The sequence below is a fragment of the Modestobacter italicus genome (assembly GCF_019799965.1).
In the GTDB taxonomy this organism is placed as follows: domain Bacteria; phylum Actinomycetota; class Actinomycetes; order Mycobacteriales; family Geodermatophilaceae; genus Modestobacter; species Modestobacter italicus_A.
This window is the reverse complement of the sequence record NZ_JABGCJ010000007.1, coordinates 80,924-99,193: the sequence shown is the minus strand read 5'-3', so window position 1 is coordinate 99,193 and position 18,270 is coordinate 80,924. Positions and strand designations below refer to the sequence as shown.

At 73.8% G+C, this 18,270-nt stretch carries 24 protein-coding genes; 12 read left to right on the top strand and 12 right to left on the bottom strand.

All coding sequences use genetic code 11. The features are described 5' to 3' along the window. From HLA93_RS17020 to HLA93_RS17010, 3 genes are all read right to left on the bottom strand, one after another. Nucleotides 1-699, bottom strand: coding sequence for a hypothetical protein (locus HLA93_RS17020; RefSeq protein ID WP_222195619.1), 699 nt, complete (start codon nt 697-699; stop codon nt 1-3). A gap of 23 nt (nt 700-722) precedes the next feature. Next, nucleotides 723-2,015, bottom strand: coding sequence for an Nramp family divalent metal transporter (locus HLA93_RS17015; protein WP_308128196.1), 1,293 nt, complete (start codon nt 2,013-2,015; stop codon nt 723-725). A 115-nt stretch (nt 2,016-2,130) separates the two neighbouring features. Then, nucleotides 2,131-2,739 carry a GNAT family N-acetyltransferase gene (locus HLA93_RS17010; protein ID WP_222195618.1) on the bottom strand — a complete coding sequence of 203 codons (609 nt, stop codon included), beginning with the start codon at nt 2,737-2,739 and terminating at the stop codon, nt 2,131-2,133. A gap of 171 nt (nt 2,740-2,910) precedes the next feature. On the opposite strand from HLA93_RS17010, the gene HLA93_RS17005 reads away from it, so the two are divergent. Continuing rightward, a complete protein-coding gene (locus HLA93_RS17005) occupies nt 2,911-3,519 on the top strand; it encodes an ATP-dependent Clp protease proteolytic subunit (protein WP_222195617.1) in 609 nt (202 codons plus the stop codon). A gap of 71 nt (nt 3,520-3,590) precedes the next feature. Beyond that, entirely contained in the window at nt 3,591-4,103 is a 513-nt protein-coding gene (locus tag HLA93_RS17000) for a VOC family protein (protein WP_222195616.1), read from the top strand. A gap of 98 nt (nt 4,104-4,201) precedes the next feature. On the opposite strand, the gene HLA93_RS16995 is transcribed toward HLA93_RS17000, so the two are convergent. Genes HLA93_RS16995 through HLA93_RS16985 form a run of 3 tightly spaced genes read right to left on the bottom strand, consistent with a single transcriptional unit; the run spans nt 4,202 to nt 5,431 of the window. Continuing rightward, a complete protein-coding gene (locus tag HLA93_RS16995; RefSeq protein ID WP_308128195.1) occupies nt 4,202-4,711 on the bottom strand; it encodes a PaaI family thioesterase in 510 nt (169 codons plus the stop codon). A 16-nt stretch (nt 4,712-4,727) separates the two neighbouring features. Further along, nucleotides 4,728-5,204 (bottom strand): PTS sugar transporter subunit IIA, encoded by a 477-nt coding sequence (locus HLA93_RS16990; RefSeq protein WP_222195615.1) that lies wholly within the window; start codon nt 5,202-5,204, stop codon nt 4,728-4,730. Continuing rightward, nucleotides 5,201-5,431, bottom strand: coding sequence for a PTS transporter subunit EIIB (locus HLA93_RS16985; RefSeq protein WP_222195614.1), 231 nt, complete (start codon nt 5,429-5,431; stop codon nt 5,201-5,203). Before HLA93_RS16985 ends, HLA93_RS16990 begins: the two co-directional genes overlap by 4 nt. Before the next feature lie 247 nt (nt 5,432-5,678). Between HLA93_RS16985 and HLA93_RS16980 the strand changes: the two genes are divergently transcribed. Genes HLA93_RS16980 through HLA93_RS16960 form a run of 5 tightly spaced genes read left to right on the top strand, consistent with a single transcriptional unit; the run spans nt 5,679 to nt 10,281 of the window. Continuing rightward, nucleotides 5,679-6,965, top strand: a complete 1,287-nt coding sequence (locus HLA93_RS16980; protein WP_222195613.1) for a PTS transporter subunit EIIC — start codon at nt 5,679-5,681, stop codon at nt 6,963-6,965. 17 nt (nt 6,966-6,982) lie between these two features. Then, nucleotides 6,983-8,137, top strand: a complete 1,155-nt coding sequence (locus HLA93_RS16975; RefSeq protein ID WP_222195612.1) for an N-acetylglucosamine-6-phosphate deacetylase — start codon at nt 6,983-6,985, stop codon at nt 8,135-8,137. A gap of 2 nt (nt 8,138-8,139) precedes the next feature. Beyond that, on the top strand, nt 8,140-8,937 hold the full coding sequence (gene nagB / locus HLA93_RS16970; RefSeq protein WP_222195611.1) for a glucosamine-6-phosphate deaminase: 798 nt from the start codon (nt 8,140-8,142) through the stop codon (nt 8,935-8,937). A gap of 55 nt (nt 8,938-8,992) precedes the next feature. Then, nucleotides 8,993-9,733 carry a GntR family transcriptional regulator gene (locus HLA93_RS16965; RefSeq protein WP_222195610.1) on the top strand — a complete coding sequence of 247 codons (741 nt, stop codon included), beginning with the start codon at nt 8,993-8,995 and terminating at the stop codon, nt 9,731-9,733. Continuing rightward, nucleotides 9,730-10,281, top strand: a complete 552-nt coding sequence (locus tag HLA93_RS16960) for a GNAT family N-acetyltransferase (RefSeq protein ID WP_308128194.1) — start codon at nt 9,730-9,732, stop codon at nt 10,279-10,281. Before HLA93_RS16965 ends, HLA93_RS16960 begins: the two co-directional genes overlap by 4 nt. A 22-nt stretch (nt 10,282-10,303) precedes the next feature. Here the strand turns inward: HLA93_RS16960 and HLA93_RS16955 are convergent, their stop codons facing one another. Next, on the bottom strand, nt 10,304-10,957 hold the full coding sequence (locus HLA93_RS16955) for an FMN-dependent NADH-azoreductase (protein WP_222195609.1): 654 nt from the start codon (nt 10,955-10,957) through the stop codon (nt 10,304-10,306). 106 nt (nt 10,958-11,063) lie between these two features. Here HLA93_RS16955 and HLA93_RS16950 point away from each other — a divergent pair, with 106 nt between their 5' ends. Beyond that, the gene (locus HLA93_RS16950; RefSeq protein WP_222195608.1) at nt 11,064-11,417 is read left to right on the top strand and encodes a winged helix-turn-helix transcriptional regulator; all 354 of its coding nucleotides are present in this window, start codon (nt 11,064-11,066) and stop codon (nt 11,415-11,417) included. A gap of 3 nt (nt 11,418-11,420) precedes the next feature. Here HLA93_RS16950 and HLA93_RS16945 read toward each other — a convergent pair whose 3' ends face one another. Further along, nucleotides 11,421-11,861, bottom strand: coding sequence for a rhodanese-like domain-containing protein (locus tag HLA93_RS16945; protein WP_222195607.1), 441 nt, complete (start codon nt 11,859-11,861; stop codon nt 11,421-11,423). 107 nt (nt 11,862-11,968) lie between these two features. On the opposite strand from HLA93_RS16945, the gene HLA93_RS16940 reads away from it, so the two are divergent. Continuing rightward, nucleotides 11,969-12,631 carry a GntR family transcriptional regulator gene (locus tag HLA93_RS16940; protein ID WP_222195606.1) on the top strand — a complete coding sequence of 221 codons (663 nt, stop codon included), beginning with the start codon at nt 11,969-11,971 and terminating at the stop codon, nt 12,629-12,631. Then, the gene (locus HLA93_RS16935; RefSeq protein WP_222195605.1) at nt 12,615-13,637 is read left to right on the top strand and encodes a 1-aminocyclopropane-1-carboxylate deaminase; all 1,023 of its coding nucleotides are present in this window, start codon (nt 12,615-12,617) and stop codon (nt 13,635-13,637) included. The genes HLA93_RS16940 and HLA93_RS16935 overlap by 17 nt, the downstream gene beginning before the upstream one ends. On the opposite strand, the gene HLA93_RS16930 is transcribed toward HLA93_RS16935, so the two are convergent. The 4 genes from HLA93_RS16930 to HLA93_RS16915 form a co-directional block, all read right to left on the bottom strand. Continuing rightward, nucleotides 13,616-14,308, bottom strand: a complete 693-nt coding sequence (locus tag HLA93_RS16930) for a hypothetical protein (protein ID WP_222195604.1) — start codon at nt 14,306-14,308, stop codon at nt 13,616-13,618. The two genes, HLA93_RS16935 and HLA93_RS16930, sit on opposite strands and share 22 nt — an antisense overlap. Before the next feature lie 83 nt (nt 14,309-14,391). After that, the gene (locus HLA93_RS16925; RefSeq protein ID WP_222195603.1) at nt 14,392-15,120 is read right to left on the bottom strand and encodes an alpha/beta hydrolase; all 729 of its coding nucleotides are present in this window, start codon (nt 15,118-15,120) and stop codon (nt 14,392-14,394) included. Between the two features lie 16 nt (nt 15,121-15,136). Further along, the gene (locus tag HLA93_RS16920; protein ID WP_222195602.1) at nt 15,137-15,337 is read right to left on the bottom strand and encodes a hypothetical protein; all 201 of its coding nucleotides are present in this window, start codon (nt 15,335-15,337) and stop codon (nt 15,137-15,139) included. Between the two features lie 124 nt (nt 15,338-15,461). After that, complete coding sequence (locus HLA93_RS16915) at nt 15,462-16,484, bottom strand: NADP-dependent oxidoreductase (protein WP_222195601.1); 1,023 nt, start codon at nt 16,482-16,484, stop codon at nt 15,462-15,464. Between the two features lie 75 nt (nt 16,485-16,559). Here HLA93_RS16915 and msrA point away from each other — a divergent pair, with 75 nt between their 5' ends. Continuing rightward, nucleotides 16,560-17,213: a peptide-methionine (S)-S-oxide reductase MsrA gene (gene msrA, locus HLA93_RS16910; protein ID WP_222195600.1), complete on the top strand. Its 654-nt coding sequence runs from the start codon at nt 16,560-16,562 to the stop codon at nt 17,211-17,213. Between the two features lie 54 nt (nt 17,214-17,267). Continuing rightward, nucleotides 17,268-18,182 carry a haloalkane dehalogenase gene (locus HLA93_RS16905; RefSeq protein WP_222195599.1) on the top strand — a complete coding sequence of 305 codons (915 nt, stop codon included), beginning with the start codon at nt 17,268-17,270 and terminating at the stop codon, nt 18,180-18,182. The last annotated feature ends 88 nt before the right edge of the window (nt 18,183-18,270 follow it).

The window sequence follows — 18,270 nt, the reverse complement described above, 5'->3', positions numbered from 1 at the left end:
TCAGCCGTAGCTGGGGTCCAGCGGGGTGGAGGGCTGCACGGCGACGGCGTCGAGGTCCGGGGCGGTGAGGACGGCGTCGATCGCCGCGCGGCTGCCGCCGACGTAGGTGAGGTAACCGTCGATCTCGGTGGCGACCAGCCAGGCGCGGTCCGCCGGCCACCAGAGGCTCGCGCAGCGCCACTCCACCGGCGTCGGCAGCACCGGGGCGGCGGCCACCGGGCCGGTGAGGAGGTGGTACGCCCGGTGGGGGGTGCGTACCCGCATCGGCCGGTCGGTCCAGGCCTCGGTCTCGGGCAGGCCGTAGCCCTCCCAGAGGCAGAAGAAGGCCTCAGCTGGCGTGCGGGTGAAATCGCCCAGTACGCGGGCAAGGGTGGCGGTCTCCCGCGCGTCCAGCCCGCCGTCGGAAGGCTTCCCCCAGCGGCGGGAACCGCCCACCAGTTCGGCGAACCGGGTTGCGGAGGTCAGCGGGACCCCGGTGGCGGCGGCGATCTCCGACCACCGGTGCCGCCGATGCGGGGCCTCCCGCTCGTAGGTGGGCGGCAGCACGCGGGCGTGGGCATCGAAGACGGGCGGGACGAGCGCGGCGACCGTCGCGGACCCGGATGTCGGCGTCAGCGCGGCCTCGATCCACGCCGCTGGCCCCACATCGGCCAGGATCGACATCCCCGGTGCCCAGTCGACCGGCTCCCTCGGGTGCATGCCGGCATCCTGCCGGGCGCGGGTCAGCCCAGGAAGGTGCTCACCAGCAGGTAGCCGTTCAGCGCGATGATCAGCGCGGCGACCACCGACCCGGCGAGAGTGGTGATCCGCCGGTTGACCCAGCCGCCCATCAGGTCGCGGCGGCTGGTCAGCCACAGCAGCGGCACCAGGGCGAACGGGATCCCGAAGCACAGCACCACCTGCGACCAGACCAGCGCCGTCGTCGGGTCACCGCCCAGGCCCAGCACCAGCAGCGCCGGGGCCAGGGTGATCAGCCGGCGGACCAGCACCGGGATGTGCTTGCGCAGGAACCCGGCCATCACGACCTGGCCGGCGTGGGTGCCCACCGAGGAGCTGGCGAACCCGGCGGCGAGCAGGGCGACGGCGAAGGCCAGCGCAGCGCCGCTGCCGAGCTGGTCGCCCAGGCCGGCGTGCACGCTCTCCAGCGACTCGATGCCGTCGCCGGCGGTGAACAGCTGGGCGGCGATCACCAGCATCGCGGCGTTGACCAGCCCGGCCAGCCCCATCGCGATGAAGACGTCGATCCGCTGGGCACGCAGCAGGCCCCGCCGTCCGGCGTGGGTCTTGCCGGCGGTGACGGTGTCGCCGTAGCGGCCCGGGGTGAGCGCGGAGTGCACGTAGATGACGTGCGGCATGACCGTGGCCCCCAGGATCCCGGTGGCCAGCAGCAGGCTGTCGGTGCCGGCGAAGCTGGGCACCATGCCCGAGGCGACCCCACCGGGGTCGACGCCGGCGCCGATCAGCGTGTAGACGAAGCCGCCCCCGATCACCAGCAGCAGCCCGGTGATCACCCGCTCGAACGGCCGGAAGCCCCGCGACTGGGCGGCCAGCAGGACGAACGCGACGACCGCGGTGATGATCCCGCCCATCCACAGCGGCACCCCGAACAGCAGGTTCAGCGCGACCGCCCCGCCGACGATCTCGGCCAGGTCGGTGGCGATGGCCACCGCCTCGGCCTGCGCCCACAGCCCCCAGGTGACCGGCCGGGGGAGCCGCTCGCGGCAGCAGGTGGCCAGGTCGCGCCCGGTCGCCAGCCCCAGCTTGGCGGTGAGCATCTGGATGAGCATCGCCATCAGGTTCGCCGCGACGATCACCCACAGCAGGGTGTAGCCGAACGAGGCGCCGCCGGAGAAGTTCGTCGCGAAGTTGCCCGGGTCCACGTAGGCCACCGCAGCCACGAACGCCGGCCCGAGCAGCGGCCACAGTCGCCGCTTGGTCTTCGGGGGCGTCGGCCGGGGCAGGGTGCGCGGCAGCGTGCTGGTGAGGACGGCGGCCTCGGTCTTCGACAGGTACACGGGGACCTCGCGGGGGCTGGGGCGGGGCGGTCGCTCCTGTCCTGCCCGACCCGCGGGGGCCGACCGGGCCGACCTGTGGCCCCCGGGGGTCAGGCCAGGCTCACCTGTCCCGGGGTCAGCTGCGCTTCGGCTGGCGGACCAGGGTCCAGATCGGCAGCTCGTGGTCGACCGCTGTCCGGGTCGAGTGGGTGACGGCGAAGCCGGACCGCTGCAGCCAGCGGACGACGGTGGAGGTGTAGACCGTCGCGGCCGCCGGCACCCCGTCGGCGTCGCACCGCTCGAGCACCGGCTGCAGCACCGCGGTGCCCAGCCCCTGGTGGCGGGCGGACGGGCGGGTGCCGACGGCGTGCAGCCACCAGTGCGGCTCCTCCGGCCGGCCCAGCGCCCCCAGCCGTTCGCTGGCCAGCACCACGGGCTGGCGGGCGCCGAACACCCGGGGCAGGTCCCGGTCGATCACCGCCTGCAGGTCGGCGGCGTGCTCCCCGGCGTCGGGGGCGACCCAGGCGGCGGCGGCGTTCACGTCGTCGGTCACCCATGCCGTCCCGGCCAGCACCGGCACCAGCCCGCCCCACAGCTCGGCCCAGCGGGACAACCGCTGGGTCCGGCCGTCCTCGGGCAACGCCCAGGAGGTCCAGCGGTAGTCGGGGTAGGCGGCGGCCAGCGTGGCGGCCAGCCGGGGGACGTCGGCGCGGGTGGCCTTCCGGACGACGGGGAGCTCGGTCACCCGAGGATCAGACCACGGGGGACCGCCCCCGGCCGGGCGACCTGTCAACCACCATTCGCCAGAGGCACAACAATTGCGCGGACTGCGCAATGAGCCATTCCGTGTCGCCATTCCTGGCCGTGTCGCACTTGAGTGGGGGTCGTCCAGCCCGACGGCGACAGGAGAGCACCGATGACCACCCCACAGCTCCGCGCGGCCACGACCACGACCCTCGGCGACGCGGTCTACGACCGGTTGCTGAGCGAGCGGATCGTCTTCCTCGGCCAGGAGGTGGACGACGCGATCGCGAACCAGATCGCCGCGCAGATGCTGCTGCTGTCCGCCGAGGACCCGAAGCGCGACATCCACCTCTACATCAACTCACCCGGTGGCGCGGTGGGCGGCGGGATGGCCGTCTACGACACCATGCAGTTCGTCGACTGCGACGTGGCGACCTACGCGATGGGCATGGCCGCGTCGATGGGTCAGTTCCTGCTCACCGCCGGCACGCCGGGCAAGCGGTACGCCTTGCCGCACGCGCGGGTGATGATGCACCAGCCCTCCGCCGGTCTGGGCGGTACCGCGGCCGACATCGGCATCCAGGCCGAGATGCTCCGGCGGCTCAAGCGCCAGCTCAACGAGCTGCAGGCGCACCACTCGGGCCAGACCGTCGAGCAGGTCGAGCGCGACTCCGACCGCGACCGCTGGTTCACCGCGACCGAGGCCCAGGAGTACGGCCTCATCGACCACGTGCTCCGCGACGTGTCCGGGCTCCCCGGGAGTCCGCCGGTGACGGCCTGACCGGCGGCTTGCTTGAATCATCAAGTAAATAGGCGCAGACTGACCTCCTCGCCGACCAGCAGGAGTGCACCGTGCCCGTCCAGCGCCTCAACCACGCCGTCCTCTTCGTCCGGGACGTAGACCGCAGCGCCGCCTTCTACCGCGACGTCCTGGGCTTCCGGGTGAAGACGGAGATGCCCGGCCGGGCGGTGTTCCTGCAGGCCGAGGGGTCGACCAACGACCACGACCTGGGCCTGTTCGCGGTCGGCCCGCAGGCGGGACCCTCGGGTGCCGGGCGCAGCACCGTCGGGCTGTACCACCTGGCCTGGGAGGTCGACACCCTCGCCGAGCTGGCCCGGATCCGCGGCGCGCTGGCCGACGCCGGCGCCCTGGCCGGCGCCTCCGACCACGCCACGACGAAGGCGCTGTACGCCCAGGACCCCGACGGGATCGAGTTCGAGGTCTCCTGGCTGCTGCCGGCCGACCTGATCACCCCCGACGTCCAGGCGCTGGGCGCAACGACCCGGCCACTGGACCTGGACGCCGAGATCGCCCGCTACGGCGCCCAGACGCGCGGCGGCATCGGCGTCAGCGTGCCCGTCTGAGGCTCCGGCTCGTCGAGTGCGCAGTCGTGGTCGTGGTCGCCGACACGGTGTGACACGCCGCGTGCGACGACCACGACTGCGCAGTCGGACCCCGGGGGTCAGCCGACTGCAGCGCCGGGCTGGGGGCGGATGAGCAGGATGCTGCTCACCGCGGTGCCGAGCAGTCGGCCGGTCGCGTCGAGCAGCTTCGCCTCGGCCAGCGCCGTCCGGCTGCCCAGGTGGGTCACCGAGCCCTCGCAGGTCACCCGGCCGGTGTCCAGGGTGATCGCCCGGAGGAACTTCACCGTCAGGTCCAGGCTGGTGTAGCCGACGCCGGCCGGCAGCATCGAGTGGACGGCGCAGCCGGCGGCGGAGTCCAGCAGGGTGGCGTAGACGCCGCCGTGCACCGAGCCGATCGGGTTGTAGTGGTACTCGGCCGGCTCGAACGCGAAGACGACCCGGCCCTCCTCCACCTCGACCAAGTCGAAGCCCATCGTCGCGGCGATCGGCGGCCCGGGCAGCTCCCCGGCCACTACGGCGCGCAACACGTCCACCCCGGCGGCGGAGCGGGCAGCGGTGGCGGTCTGCATCGGGTCGCCCCAGGCGAAGGTGCGTTCGCGATCGGTCACGGCCGGACGGTAGCGCTCAGCCCTGCGCGGGCCAGGTGAACAGCGGGTCGCCGGCGACCACGGCCCGGCCCACGGTGACCGGCGGCACCGTCTCCGCGGCGGCGTCCATCACCACGACCGGGCTGACCGGCGACAGGCCGGCCGCCCGCACCGCGGCCAGGTCCACGGTCACCACCCGGTCGCCGACGGCCACCTCGTCGCCCTCGGTGACGTGCAGGGTGAACGGCGCACCGGCGAGCTTCACCGTGTCCAGCCCGACGTGCACCAGCACGCCCTGGCCCGCCGGGGTCAGCACGATGAACGCGTGCGGGTGCACCTTGAGCAGCCGCCCGGTCACCGGGGCGAGCACGTCCACCGACCCGGCGTCCGGCGCCGGCTCGACCGCGACGCCCGCGCCGACCAGTGACGCGGCGAACACCGGGTCGGGCACGTCGGCCATCGGGACGACGGTGCCGGCCAGCGGCGCCGCGACGCGCAGGCCCGCCTGCGTCACAGCAGGTCGTTGACGTCGTCGGCCAGCGAGTCCGCCTCCGGACCGACGACGACCTGGACGATCGTCCCGGCGACCAGGACGCCGTGCGCCCCGGCCTGCTTGAGCGCGGTCTGGTCGACCAGTGACGGGTCCTTGACCTCGGTGCGCAGTCGGGTGATGCAGCCCTCGACGTCCTCGATGTTGGCTGCTCCGCCCAGTCCGGCGACGATCTGCTCGGCCTTGCCCATGGGGGTCTCCTCTCGGCGACCCGGGGGTCGCACCACTGCCTGCGAGCGCTCCAGGGAAGCGGCTCGCCGGCCTCGCGTCCAGGGTGTTGACAGGGCCGTGTCGCGCCCGCCATCCTCCCCGGTCAACTGGTCATGACCGGACGGTACCTGTTGCCCGACGCCCGAGGGAATGACTGGCGAACAGCTCTGCCAGCAGGTCGCGCCGTCGCGACGACCCCAGCCCGCGCACGTCCCCTGGAGACCGCACATGAGCTTCCTCAACGCCCCACCCACCGGACTGCGAGGTCTCGGCGGCCTGCAGCGGCTGGGCCGCAGCCTGATGCTGCCGATCGCCGCCCTGCCCGCCGCCGGCCTGCTGCTGCGCCTGGGCCAGGACGACCTGCTCGGCCGGTTCTCGGCGCTGGAGGACGTCGCCGCGGTGCTGGCCGCGGCGGGCAACGCCTTGTTCGGCAACCTGCCGCTGATCTTCGCCGTGGGCATCGCGATCGGCTGGGCGAAGAAGGCCGACGGCTCGACCGCGCTGGCCGCCGTCGTCGGCTACCTCGTGCTGTCCAGCGTCTTCGAGGCGATGAGCCCGATCGTGCTGGGCGCCGCCGCCGAGGGCGAGGAACAGCAGATGATCGACTTCGGGGTGCTCGGCGGCATCCTGGTCGGCATCTTCACCGCGATGCTGTGGCAGCGCTTCTACCGGGTGAAGCTGCCCACCTACCTGGCCTTCTTCGGTGGCCGGCGGTTCGTCCCGATCATCACCGCGGTCAGCATGATGGTGCTCGCGGTGCTGATGTCCTTCGTGTACTCGGCCTTCGACGCGGTGCTGACCACCCTGGGCGAGGCAGTGGACGGCAACACCGTCGTCGGTGGCGGCGTGTTCGGCACGGTCAACCGGCTGCTCATCCCACTCGGCCTGCACCACATCATCAACACCATCGTCTGGTTCCAGCTCGGCGAGTACGACGGCGTCCAGGGCGACATCTCCCGCTTCTTCGCCGGCGACCCGGACGCCGGCACGTTCATGACCGGCTTCTTCCCGATCATGATGTTCGCACTGCCGGCCGCGGCGATCGCGATCTGGCACGAGGCCCGGCCGGAGCAGAAGAAGATCGTCGGCGGCATCATGCTCTCCACCGCGCTGACCGCTTTCCTCACCGGCATCACCGAGCCGCTGGAGTTCTCGTTCCTCTTCGTGGCCTGGCCGCTGTACCTGGTGCACGCGTTCCTCACCGGCACCTCGCTGGCACTGACCAACGCGCTGGGCATCCACGACGGGTTCACCTTCTCCGCGGGCTTCATCGACTACGTGCTGAACTTCGGGCAGGCCGACAAGCCGCTGTGGTTGATCCCGATCGGGCTGGTCTACGCCGCCATCTACTACGTGCTGTTCCGGTTCGTGATCCGGAAGTGGAACCTGAAGACCCCGGGCCGCGAGGACGACGCCGAGGCCGTGGTCGGCAGCACGGACACCGGCGTCGCCCCGGCGGCGACCCCCGAGACGGTCGCTCCGACCAGCACGGTCGACGAGAGGCCGCAGTCCTGACCGACGAACAGGGCCCCGTGCTGCGGGGCCGGCTGGTCACCGGCGGCTCGGTCGTCGACGACGGTGTGCTCGCCGTCGCCGGCGACCGGGTCGCGTTCGCCGGCCCGGCGTCCGCCTGGACCGGTCAGCTGCCGCCCGCCGCGCCCGGGACGTTGCTGCTCCCCGGCCTGGTCGACCTGCACTGCCACGGGGCTGCCGGCCACGGCTTCCCCGACGCGGACGTCGCCGGCGTGCGCGCCGCGGCCGCCCACCACCGGGCACACGGGACGACGACGCTGGTGGCCAGCCTGGTCTCCGCCCCGGCCGCGGTGCTGCGGGAGCGGCTGGCCGTGCTCGCCCCGCTGGTGGAGGCCGGCGAGCTGGCCGGGGTGCACCTGGAGGGGCCGTTCCTCTCCGTCGCCCGGTGCGGCGCCCAGGACCCGGCTGCCCTGGTGCCGGGAGACCCGGCGCTGCTGGCCGAGCTGCTGACCCTCGGGCGCGGGGCGGTCGTCTCGATGACGCTGGCCCCGGAGGTCGCGCACCGGGCGGAGCTGGTCGAGCTGCTCCGCGCGCACGGGGCGCTGCCCAGCTTCGGGCACACTGACGCCGGCGCGGCCGAGGTGACCGCCGCTGTCCGGTCGGCGGCCTCCGGTGGCCGGCTCTCGGCGACCCACCTGTTCAACGGCATGCCGCCGCTGCTGTCCCGGTCGCCCGGGCCGGTCGCCGCCTGCCTGGCCGCCGCGGCGCGCGGCGAGCTGGTGGTCGAGCTGGTCGCCGACGGCGTGCACCTGGCACCGGAGACGGTGGCGATGGTCTTCGACCTGGTCGGCCCGGGCGCGATCGTCCTGGTCACAGACGCGATGGCCGCCGCCGGGATGGCCGACGGCGACTACCACCTCGGGTCGCTGCCGGTGGCGGTGCGTGACGGCGTCGCCCGGCTCACCGGCGGGTCGGGTGCCATCGCCGGCGGCACCGCCCGGCTGGTGGACGTCGTCCGGTCGACCGTGGCTGCGGGAGTTCCCCTGGCCGACGCCGTCCGTTCGGCGACCGCCACCCCGGCCCGGGTGCTGGGCCGGGAGGATGTCGGCGAGCTGGCCCCGGGCCGGCGGGCCGACGTGCTGGTCACCGACCCCGAACTGAACCCCACCGCCGTCCTGCGGGCCGGTGTGTGGGTGCACCGAGAGGAGAGCTGACCGTGGAGGTCGTCCTGCTGCCCACCGCCGAGGACTGCGGGCGGGTCGTCGCCGACGCCGTCGCCGGGTCGGTGCTGACCGCGCTGGGCCGCGGCGGGCCGGTGGTGCTGGGCCTGGCCACCGGGTCCTCGCCGCTGCTGGCCTACCGCGAGCTGCTGCGCCGGCACCGGGAGGAGGGGCTGTCCTTCGACGGCGTCCAGGCGTTCCTGCTCGACGAGTACGTCGGCCTGCCCGCCGGTCACCCGGAGAGCTATCGGGAGGTGATCCGCCGGGAGCTGACCGACGAGCTCGGGCTCGACCCGGCGGTGGTGCACGGCCCGGACGGCGCGGCCGCCGACCCGCTGCAGGCCGCCCGGGACTACGAGGAGCGGCTGCTGGCCGCCGGGCCGGTGGCGGTGCAGGTGCTCGGCATCGGCGCGAACGGGCACCTGGGGTTCAACGAGCCCGGTTCGTCGCTGGCCAGCCGCACCCGGGTCAAGACGCTGACCGAGCAGACCCGCCTGGACAACGCGCGGTTCTTCGGCGACGACGTCGACGCGGTGCCCCGGCACGTGATCACCCAGGGGCTGGGCACGATCCTGGGCGCCGAGCACCTGGTGCTGGTCGCGACGGGGGAGGCCAAGGCGGAGGCCATCGCCGCGGCGGTGGAGGGGCCGTTGACGGCGTCCTGCCCGGCATCGGTGCTCCAGCTGCACCGGCACGTCACCCTCGTCGTCGACGAGGCCGCCGGTGCGCAGCTGGCCCGGGCCGACTACTACCGGTACGTCCTCAGCCACAAGCTGACCGCCCAGGGGTGGTGACCCGCTGAACCCGGCCGGGGAGGGCGTGGCTGATGAGGGCGTGGCTGATGAGGGCGTGGCTGATGAGGGCGCTGCCGCGCTGATCGTGGACGGCGTGGTGCCCAAGCACGAGCAGCTGCGGGCCCGGCTGTCCGAGCTGGCCGCCCGGCTGCCGGCGGGGGCGCCGCTGCCCGGCGAGCGCCAGCTGTGCATCGAGCACGGGGTCAGCCGGATCACCGTGCGGGAGGCGATCGGCCAGCTGGTCAGCGAGGGCGTGCTGGTGCGGGTGCGCGGCAAGGGCACGTTCGTGGCGGAGCGGGCCGCCCGGTCCCGGCTGCACCTGGCCTCCTTCCACTCCGACATGCGCCGGCTGGGGCTCCGGCCGGGCACCGTCGTCCTGGCGGTGGACCGGGCGGTGCCGCCGCCGGCGACCCGCGAGGCGCTGGAGCTGGCCGCGGGGGAGCGGGCCTGGCACGTGCGCCGGCTGCGGCTGGCCGACGACCAGCCGATGTCGGTGGACGACGGCTGGTACCCGGTCGCGGTGCTGCCGGACCTGGCGGACGCCGACCTGACCGGCTCGCTGTACACGTTGCTCGCCGAGCGGTACGGCTGCACGATCGACCGGGCCGAGCAGACGGTGCGGGCAGCGGAGGTGGACCGCGGGACCGCCGTCCTGCTGGGGCTGTCGGCGTCCCGGCCGGTGCTGGTGTTCGACCGGGTGTCCTACAGCGCCGGGCGGCCGGTCGAGCACGCCCGGTCCACCTATCGCGGTGACCGGTACGAGGTGGCGATGACCGTCGAGCTGGGGCAGGGGTGAGCGGCCCGGAGCCGTGCACCCTCGGAGTGGACGAGCTGGTGCTGCGGCCGTGGCGGACCGAGGACGAGGTGGCGGTCTGGGCGCTCGCCGCGGACCCCGCGCTGCGGCAGTGGAACGCGCGCGGCTTCGGCTCCCGGGAGGAGGTGCGCGAGATGGTCGCCCGGCTGGCCGACTGGAGCGGTGGTGACCGGGCGTCCTGGGCGGTGACCGACGCCGTGGGGACGTTGCTCGGGTCGGTGTCGCTGCACTCGGTCGACCGGGTGCAGGGCGATGCGCAGCTGGGCTACTGGGTCGCGCCGGCCGCCCGGGGCCGCCGCGTGGCCGCACGGGCAGCGGATGCGGTCTGCCGCTGGGCCTTCGACGCCGGCATCGACCGGGTGGAGCTCTACCACGCGGTGGAGAACGAGGCGTCGGGCCGCGTCGCGGCGAGGGCGGGGTTCACCCGCGAGGGCAGGCTGCGCCGGTCCTACCGCTACGGGGACGGCGTGAAGCACGACGAGTTCATCTGGTCCCGGCTGTCCGACGACCCGCCCCCGGCGCTGCGCTGAGCCGGGGTACGGACGTCATGGCTCAGGCGGGGACGCGGGCGCTGCTGAGCAGCCGGCCGTGCTCGGCGGCCTCCCGCTCGGCGGTGGCCTTGAGCTCGGCGGCCAGCTCGGTGAAGGAGTCCAGTGCCGGGTTGACCCCGACCAGGGTGAAGTCGCGCTCGACCACCCGGAGGTCCAGCTGCCAGACGTCGGCCAGGATGCGCCGCAGCCAGGAGGTGGCGTGGTCCCAGCCCTCGCGCGGGGTGCCGGCGCTGTAGTTGCCGCCGCGGACGACGGCCAGCACGGCCGGCTTCCCGGCCAGCGGGGGCTCGGCACGCGGGCCCATCCGCGGGTCGGTGATCACGAGGTCGACCCAGGTCTTGACGTGCTGGGAGACGCCGAAGTTGTACAGGGGGACGGCGAAGAGCATGGCCTCGGCGTCGACGAGCTCGTCGGTCAGCGTCGCTGCCAGGGTCAGGGCGTCTGCCTGCTCCGGTGTCCGCTGCTCGGCCGGGAGGTAGGACCCGGCGACGGCGGCGCCCCACGCGCTCGCGGGCAACGGCTCGGTGCCGACGTGCCGGCGGGTGACCGGGGCGTCGGGGTTCCCGGCCCGCCACTCACGCTCGACGATGTCGGCGATCTCGCGGCTGGCGGATCCCTCGACCCGGATGCTGGCGTCCAGACGGAACAGCGACATGGCATGCACTCCTTTGAAGCTAGCAGCTAGCTGATTGCTAGCACTTCGAGAAAGCTAGCACTTCGTTTCCAGGAGTGTCCCCGATCGGTCGCTCTACGATGTCCGGGTGACCGAGGACGTGGTGCACACGCCGGAGGCGTGTGACGACGCGCTGGCGCGCGCGTTCGGCTTCCTCGGCAAGCGGTGGAACGGGCTGATCATCGGCGTGCTCGCCGGTGGCCCGGCGACCTTCACCGGGCTCCGCCGGGCGGTGGGCGGGATCAGCGACTCGGTGCTCTCCGACCGGCTGACCGAGCTCGCCGCGGTCGGGCTGGTGCAGCGCACCGTGGACGACGGGCCGCCGGTGGCGGTGACCTACCAGCTGACCGAGGCCGGCCGGTCCCTGAAGCCGGTGCTCGAGCAGCTGACCACCTGGGCGCGGGAGAGCCTCCCCGCGCAGTCGTGCGCCGAGAGGCTCTGAGGCTCAGCAGCCGCAGCTGACCCCTGCCGGGGCGGTGAGCGGGTCGACCGCCGGGCGGGTGGTCCCGGTCGCCGTCTCCACCGGCAGGCCCTCCCGCGCCCAGTACTCGAAGCCGCCGATCATCTCCCGCACCGGGTGGCCGAGCCGGGCGAGCGCGAGGGCCGCCCGGGTCGCGCCGTTGCAGCCGGGCCCCCAGCAGTAGGTCACCACCGGGACGCCGCGGTCGAGCACGGTGGCCGCCCGGTCGGCGATCTCCCGGCCGGGCAGGTGGACCGCGCCCGGCACGTGGCCCTGCGCCCACGACTCGGCGCTGCGGCTGTCCAGCAGCACGAAGCCCGGGTGGCCGGACTCCAGCGCGGCGTGGACGTCGGAGACGTCGGTCTCCACGGCGAGTCGCCGGGCGAAGTGGGCGGCGGCGTCGGAAGGCGGGGTCGTCCAGTCCATGCCGACGATGCTGGCGGTGCGGCGCGGGGGCCGACAGGTGCCGTCCTGCCGATCACCGCAGCGATCCGGTCCTTGACACGGCGACAACTAAAATGTCAGATGTCAGTATGGAACTGCGGCCCGTGACCCGCGTGCTGCTGCGCGACCAGGCTGCCGACCGCATCCGCACCGCGATCGTCATGGGCGACCTGGCCCCCGGCGCCGTGATCAAGGACGTCGAGCTCGCCGGGCGGCTGGGCCTGTCGGTGGCCCCCGTCCGGGCGGCGCTGTCCCGGCTGGCCGACGAGGGCCTGGTGGAGGCCAAGCCGCAGAGCCACACCCGGGTCACCCCGCTGGTGCTCCAGCAGGTCCGGGACGCCGCCGTCGTCGTCCGGGCGATGCACGAGCTGGCCGTGCGCGAGGCCGTGCCCCTGGTGACCGGCGAGGACGTCGCCGGGATGCGGGCGGCCAACCAGCGGTTCGCCGAGGCCGTCGACCGCGGGGACGTCGGCGGGGCGCTGGGCGCCGACGACGACCTGCACGACGTGCTGCTCGACCGCTGCGGCAACGCCGCCGTGCGGGCCACGATCGACCGCTTCACACCGGCGATCCGCCGGCTCGAGCGGCAGCGGTTCGCCGCCGCGCACGGCCGGGAGTCCGTCGTCCTGCACGACCGCCTGATCGCCGCCTGCGCGGCCGGGGACGTCGATGCCGCCGTCGCCACGACCACCGAGATCTGGACGGCGCTGCTGTCCGAACTGGAGGAGACCCCCGATGCCGAGCCTGTCTGACTTCCCCCGCCACCCGCTGCTGTTCGGCCCCTCGCCGGTGCACCGTCTCGACCGGCTGACCGAGCACCTGGGCGGCGCTGCGGTGTGGGCCAAGCGGGAGGACGTGAACTCCGGCATCGCCTACGGGGGCAACAAGACCCGCAAGCTCGAGTACCTGGTCGCCGACGCGCTGGCCCAGGGCTGCGACACGCTGGTCTCGATCGGCGGGGTGCAGAGCAACCACACCCGGCAGGTCGCGGCGGTGGCCGCCCACGTCGGGCTGAAGTGCGTGCTGGTGCAGGAGAGCTGGGTCGACTGGCCGGACGCCGTCTACGACAAGGTCGGCAACATCCTCATCTCGCGGCTGGCCGGCGCCGACGTCCGGCTGGTGAAGGCCGGGTTCGGCATCGGGTTCAAGGAGAGCTGGGAGACCGCGCTGGCGGAGATCGAGGCGCGCGGCGGCAAGCCGTACCCGATCCCGGCCGGGGCGTCGGACCACCCGCTCGGCGGGCTGGGCTTCGCGAACTGGGCGCACGAGGTGGCGGCGCAGGAGGCCGAGCTCGGCGTCTTCTTCGACACCGTCGTCGTCTGCTCGGTCACCGGCTCGACCCAGGCCGGCATGGTCGCCGGCTTCGCGCAGCTGGAGGAGGCCGGTGCCCGGCCGCGCCGGGTGCTCGGCGTCGACGCCTCGGCCAAGCCCGCCGAGACCCGGGACCAGGTGCTGCGGATCGCCCAGCGGACGGCGGCCGCGATCGGCGTGCAGCGGGAGCTGACCCTCGACGACGTCGAGCTCGACGACCGGTACCACGCCGGCATCTACGGCATCCCGGACGCGACCACGATCGCCGCGATGGAGCTGGCCGCCCGCACCGAGGGCATGGTCACCGACCCCGTCTACGAGGGGAAGTCGATGGCCGCGACGATCGACCTGGTCGGCCGCGGCGAGATCGACCGGTCGTCCACCGTGCTCTACGCCCACCTCGGCGGCCAGCCCGCCCTGAACGGCTACAGCGCGCTCTTCTCCTGACCAGGCTCCGGTAGCGGGTCCAGGACGGGCGCGGTGGCGAGGTCGTCGTCGGCGTTGCGCCCCAGCCGGACGGCGAGACACCGAACCGTGTCGACCCACCGTGGCGAGCCAGGAGCGCCGGGCATCGCCACGCCGGGGAGGCCGTACGAAGGCTCTGTTGAGTCGCGACTCAGCAGAGCTGCGTAGGCGACGTCCGGCGAGCCGAGCTCCGTGAGGATCGGCAGACCTGTTCCCAGGAGCATCTCGCCGGCATCGGCGACGACGTCCTCCACGTTGCTGGCGTCGTCTTCCACCGCCCAGATGTCACTCCGGTCTCGTGGCGGACCGGTCCCCCATGGGCGGAAGGCGTCAGGCTGTCGCAGGCGCTTGCCGAGCAGCACCTGAAAGGTGCAGTGCTCATAGCCGGGGCGGGTCGTGGACGCCGCTGAGCTGCCGTCCGCCGCCACGCACGCCTGATGACGCACACCGGCACGGACGCTGAAGGAGAAGGGCGTGCAGCCCACGCTGGCGGCGGCGTGTGCCCCGACCGCCTGGAAGTCCACGACGTCGATGACGTCACCGCGCCGACGCCAGGCCCTGCGAGCGGTGAAGTCCTGGAAGCCCGCCGTCTCCAGACGAGGCCGGATGTGCCGCCGCATGGACCGGTCGACTGCCTGGCCTGGGGAGCCCACGGACGGAGCGTATGTGTCGACCAGCGTGGACGGCGCTCCGAACACCCCGCGCCCGTCCAGGCCGAGTGCCGGGTGACCGCCGGTCAGAGCGGGACGGCGAGGCCCTCGGGGCTGGGCTGGGTGAGGGCGTGGGCGATCGCCTCGGGCATCGGCTCGAGGCCGGTGCCGGCCAGGACGACGTCCCGGGCGAAGGCGTGCCAGCGGTGCGACCGCCGGACCATGCCGTGCCCGCCGACGATGGTGAACCGGGCCACCCGGGCCTTCGCCCGCCGGGCCCGGACGGCGAACTCCGCGGACAGCCGCGCGGGCACCCAGCGGTCACCGCGCCCGTGCAGGATCACCACGGTCTGACCGCCCAGGTGCATGACTGGCTCGCCGGGCGGGGTCCACGGGGCGAGGGCGCAGACGGCGGTCACCGAGGGCTCGCCGCCGGCCCGGAGTGCGGCCCGCCCGCCCATCGAGTGCCCGACCAGCACGATCGGGACGTCGGTGCCGTGCTCCTCCCGCAGCTGCGCGATCGCCCAGCGGACGTCCTGGAACGCGTCCGCGGCCTCGCCGTTCCAGCCGGCGACCCGGTAACGGAGCAGCGCGGTGGCGATCCCGCGGTCGGCGGTGCTGCGGTGCACGAACGACTGGAACGCCCGCATCCGGACCAGGGAGAGCGCGCGCTCCTTGGGCGGGTCGACGCTGGTGACGGTGCCGCCGTGGCAGAACAGCGCGATCCCGCGGGTCTCACCGTTGGCGGGCAGCTGCTCCAGGGCGGGTGAGCGCGGGTCGGGGCGGGCAGCGTCCGGTGTGTCAGGGGTGGTCACGTCGTCGTCCCGGTGGTCAGCGGCGGCGCTTGCCGCCCAGCTTCATCCGCGCCTTCTCGCCGAGGTCCCCGGCCTTGAGCAGGCCGTTGCTGATCGCCGAGGGGCCGCTGCGCTTCTCCAGGGCCTGGCCGAGGCCGCGCAGCACCTTGGTGGCCAGCGGCGCGAGGACGGTGAGGATGACCCACATGCGGAAACGGCGGGTGAGGAAGAGCCACATGGGCCGGAGTCTGCCCTGATCCGCCGATCGCCAACCGGGCCGCGGCCCGCGCCCGCATGACCACCCCGGCCTGGGCGGGGTCTCGGACCCGACGAGACCCCGGTGGGCCCGAGGTGATCACCGATCAGCCCGGGTCGCGGGTCAGGCGGACGACCATCTTCCCGGTGTTGCCGCCGCTGAGCAGCGAGCGGAACGCCTCCACCGCGGAGTCCAGCCCCTCGACCACCGTCTCGCGGGCGACGACCGAGCCGTCCCGCAGCCAGCCGGACACCGCGGTCACGAACTCCGGCCGCAGGTCGGCGTGGTCGCCGACGATGAACCCGCGCAAGGTCAGCCGCTTGCCGACGATCTGCCCGAGGTTGCGCGGCCCGGGCGGTGCGGTGGTCGCGTTGTACCCGGAGATCGACCCGCACAGCGCGGCCCGGCCGTACGTCCGGAACGCCCCGATCGCGGCCTCCAGGTGCTCCCCGCCCACGTTGTCGAAGAAGACGTCGATGCCGTCGGGTGCGGCGGCGCCGAGCAGGTCGTCGACCGCCCCGTCGTGGTAGTCGAAGGCCGCGTCGAAGCCCAGCTCGTCGCGCAGCCAGCGCACCTTCTCCGGCGTCCCGGCGCTGCCGACGACCCGGGACGCCCCGCGCAGCCGGGCGAACTGGCCGACCAGGCTGCCGACCGCCCCGGCCGCGCCGGAGACGAAGACGGCGTCCCCCTCCCGGAAGGACGCCAGCCGGAACAGCCCGGCCCACGCGGTCAGCCCCGGCATGCCGAGCACGCCCAGGTACAGCGACAGCGGTAGCTCGGGCAGCGGGTCGACCACCGAGACGTGCGCGGCCGGGACGACGGCGACGTCCCGCCAGCCGAGGCCGTGCAGCACGAGCGCACCCTCGGGGACGTCGTCCGACCGGGAGGCGACCACCTGGCCGACGGTGCCGCCCTGCATCGTCTCGCCGAGCTCCCAGCTGGGCGCGTAGGACTTCGTCGCGCTCATCCGGCCGCGCATGTACGGGTCGACCGACATGGCGATGGTCCGGACGACCACCTCACCGGGTGCCGGGTCGGCCCGCTCCATCGTCACGAGACGGAAGTCCTCGGGCACCGGCTCGCCCTGCGGACGTCGGATCAGCTGCCACTCGCGGGTCTGGATCGCCATCCCACGAGGGTGCGCCAGCGGGCCCGGTCGCACGAGCCGGGGTCGCTGGTTGGACGACGGACCTACAGTCGGGGCATGTTCTTCTCCCGCGCAAAGACCCAGCCGGTCACCGCGGAGGACGCCCTGACCGGCCGTTCCGAGCCGCTCCCCGGCATCCCGGAGGTGCACGCGGTCAACGGCAACCGCATCCAGCCGCCGTTCCCCGCGGGCCTGCAGACCGCCGTCTTCGGTGCCGGCTGCTTCTGGGGTGTGGAGAAGGTCTTCTGGGAGACCCCGGGCGTGTACTCGACCGCTGCGGGCTACGCCGGCGGGTACACCCCGAACCCGACGTACGAGGAGGTCTGCTCGGCGCGCACCGGGCACACCGAGGCCGTGCTGGTCGTCTTCGACCCGGCCGTCATCTCCTACGACCGGCTGCTGAAGGAGTTCTGGGAGGAGCACGACCCGACCCAGGGCATGCGCCAGGGCAACGACATCGGCACCCAGTACCGCTCGGCGATCTACACCCAGGGCCCGGAGCAGGAGGCGGCCGCCAAGGTCAGCCGCGACCTGTTCCAGGAGCGCCTGACCGCGGCCGGCTACGGCGAGATCACCACCGAGATCGCCCCGCTCGGCGACTTCTTCTACGCCGAGGCCTACCACCAGCAGTACCTCTACAAGGTGCCCGGGGGCTACTGCCCGGTGAACTCCACCGGCGTCGCCTGCCCGGTCGGCCTCCCCGGCGTCTGACGTCCGGCCTCCTCGATACGGTCGGGCGACGCCCACCAGTCGAGGAGGCCTGCGATGGACGCGCTGCGCACACCCGAGGGCCGGTTCACCGACCTGCCCGAGTTCCCCTACGAGCCCCGGTACGTCGAGGTCGACGACGGGGACGGCGGCCGGCTGCGGGTGGCCGTCCTGGTCGAGGGCCCGGACGACGGCGAGCCGGTGCTGCTGCTGCACGGCGAGCCGTCCTGGTCGTTCCTGTACCGGCGGATGATCCCGGTGCTCACCGCGGCGGGTCTGCGCGTCGTCGTCCCCGACCTGGTGGGCTTCGGCCGCAGCGACAAGCCCACCGAGCTGACCGACTACACCTACGCCCGGCACGTGGGCTGGATGCGGCAGGTGCTGCTCGGCGAGCTGAGGCTCACCGACCTGACCCTGGTCGCCCAGGACTGGGGCGGGCTGATCGGGCTGCGGCTGGTCGCCGAGCACCCCGACCGGTTCGCCCGGGTCGTCGCTGCCAACACCGGGCTGCCCACCGGCGACCACCCGATGAGCGAGGCGTTCCTGGCCTGGCAGCGGGCCGCCGCGGGGATGACGAGCATGCAGGTGGGCCGGATCGTCTCCAACGGCACGGTGACGGACATGGCTCCCGAGGTGGTCGCCGCCTACGACGCCCCGTTCCCCGACGACCGGTACAAGGCCGGTGCCCGGGTGTTCCCGTCGCTGGTGCCCACCCGGCCCGACGACCCGGCGGCCGAGGCCAACCGGGCCGCCTGGGCGGTGCTGCGCAGCTGGGACAAGCCGTTCCTGACCGCGTTCTCCGACTCGGACCCGATCACTGGCGGCGGCGATGCGGTGTTCCAGAAGCTGGTGCCGGGGGCGCAGGGGATGCCGCACACCACGCTGGCCGGCGGCGGGCACTTCCTCCAGGAGGACGTCGGCCCGCAGCTGGCCCAGGTGGTCGTCGACCTGATCGCCGCCACACCCCGGTAGCGCCGCCGGCACGCTGCGATGCCTCGCCTGGTCGCCCGCGCGGCCGTCGGTGGAACGCCGTGAGCCAGCCGGTTCCTCGGGCGGGGTG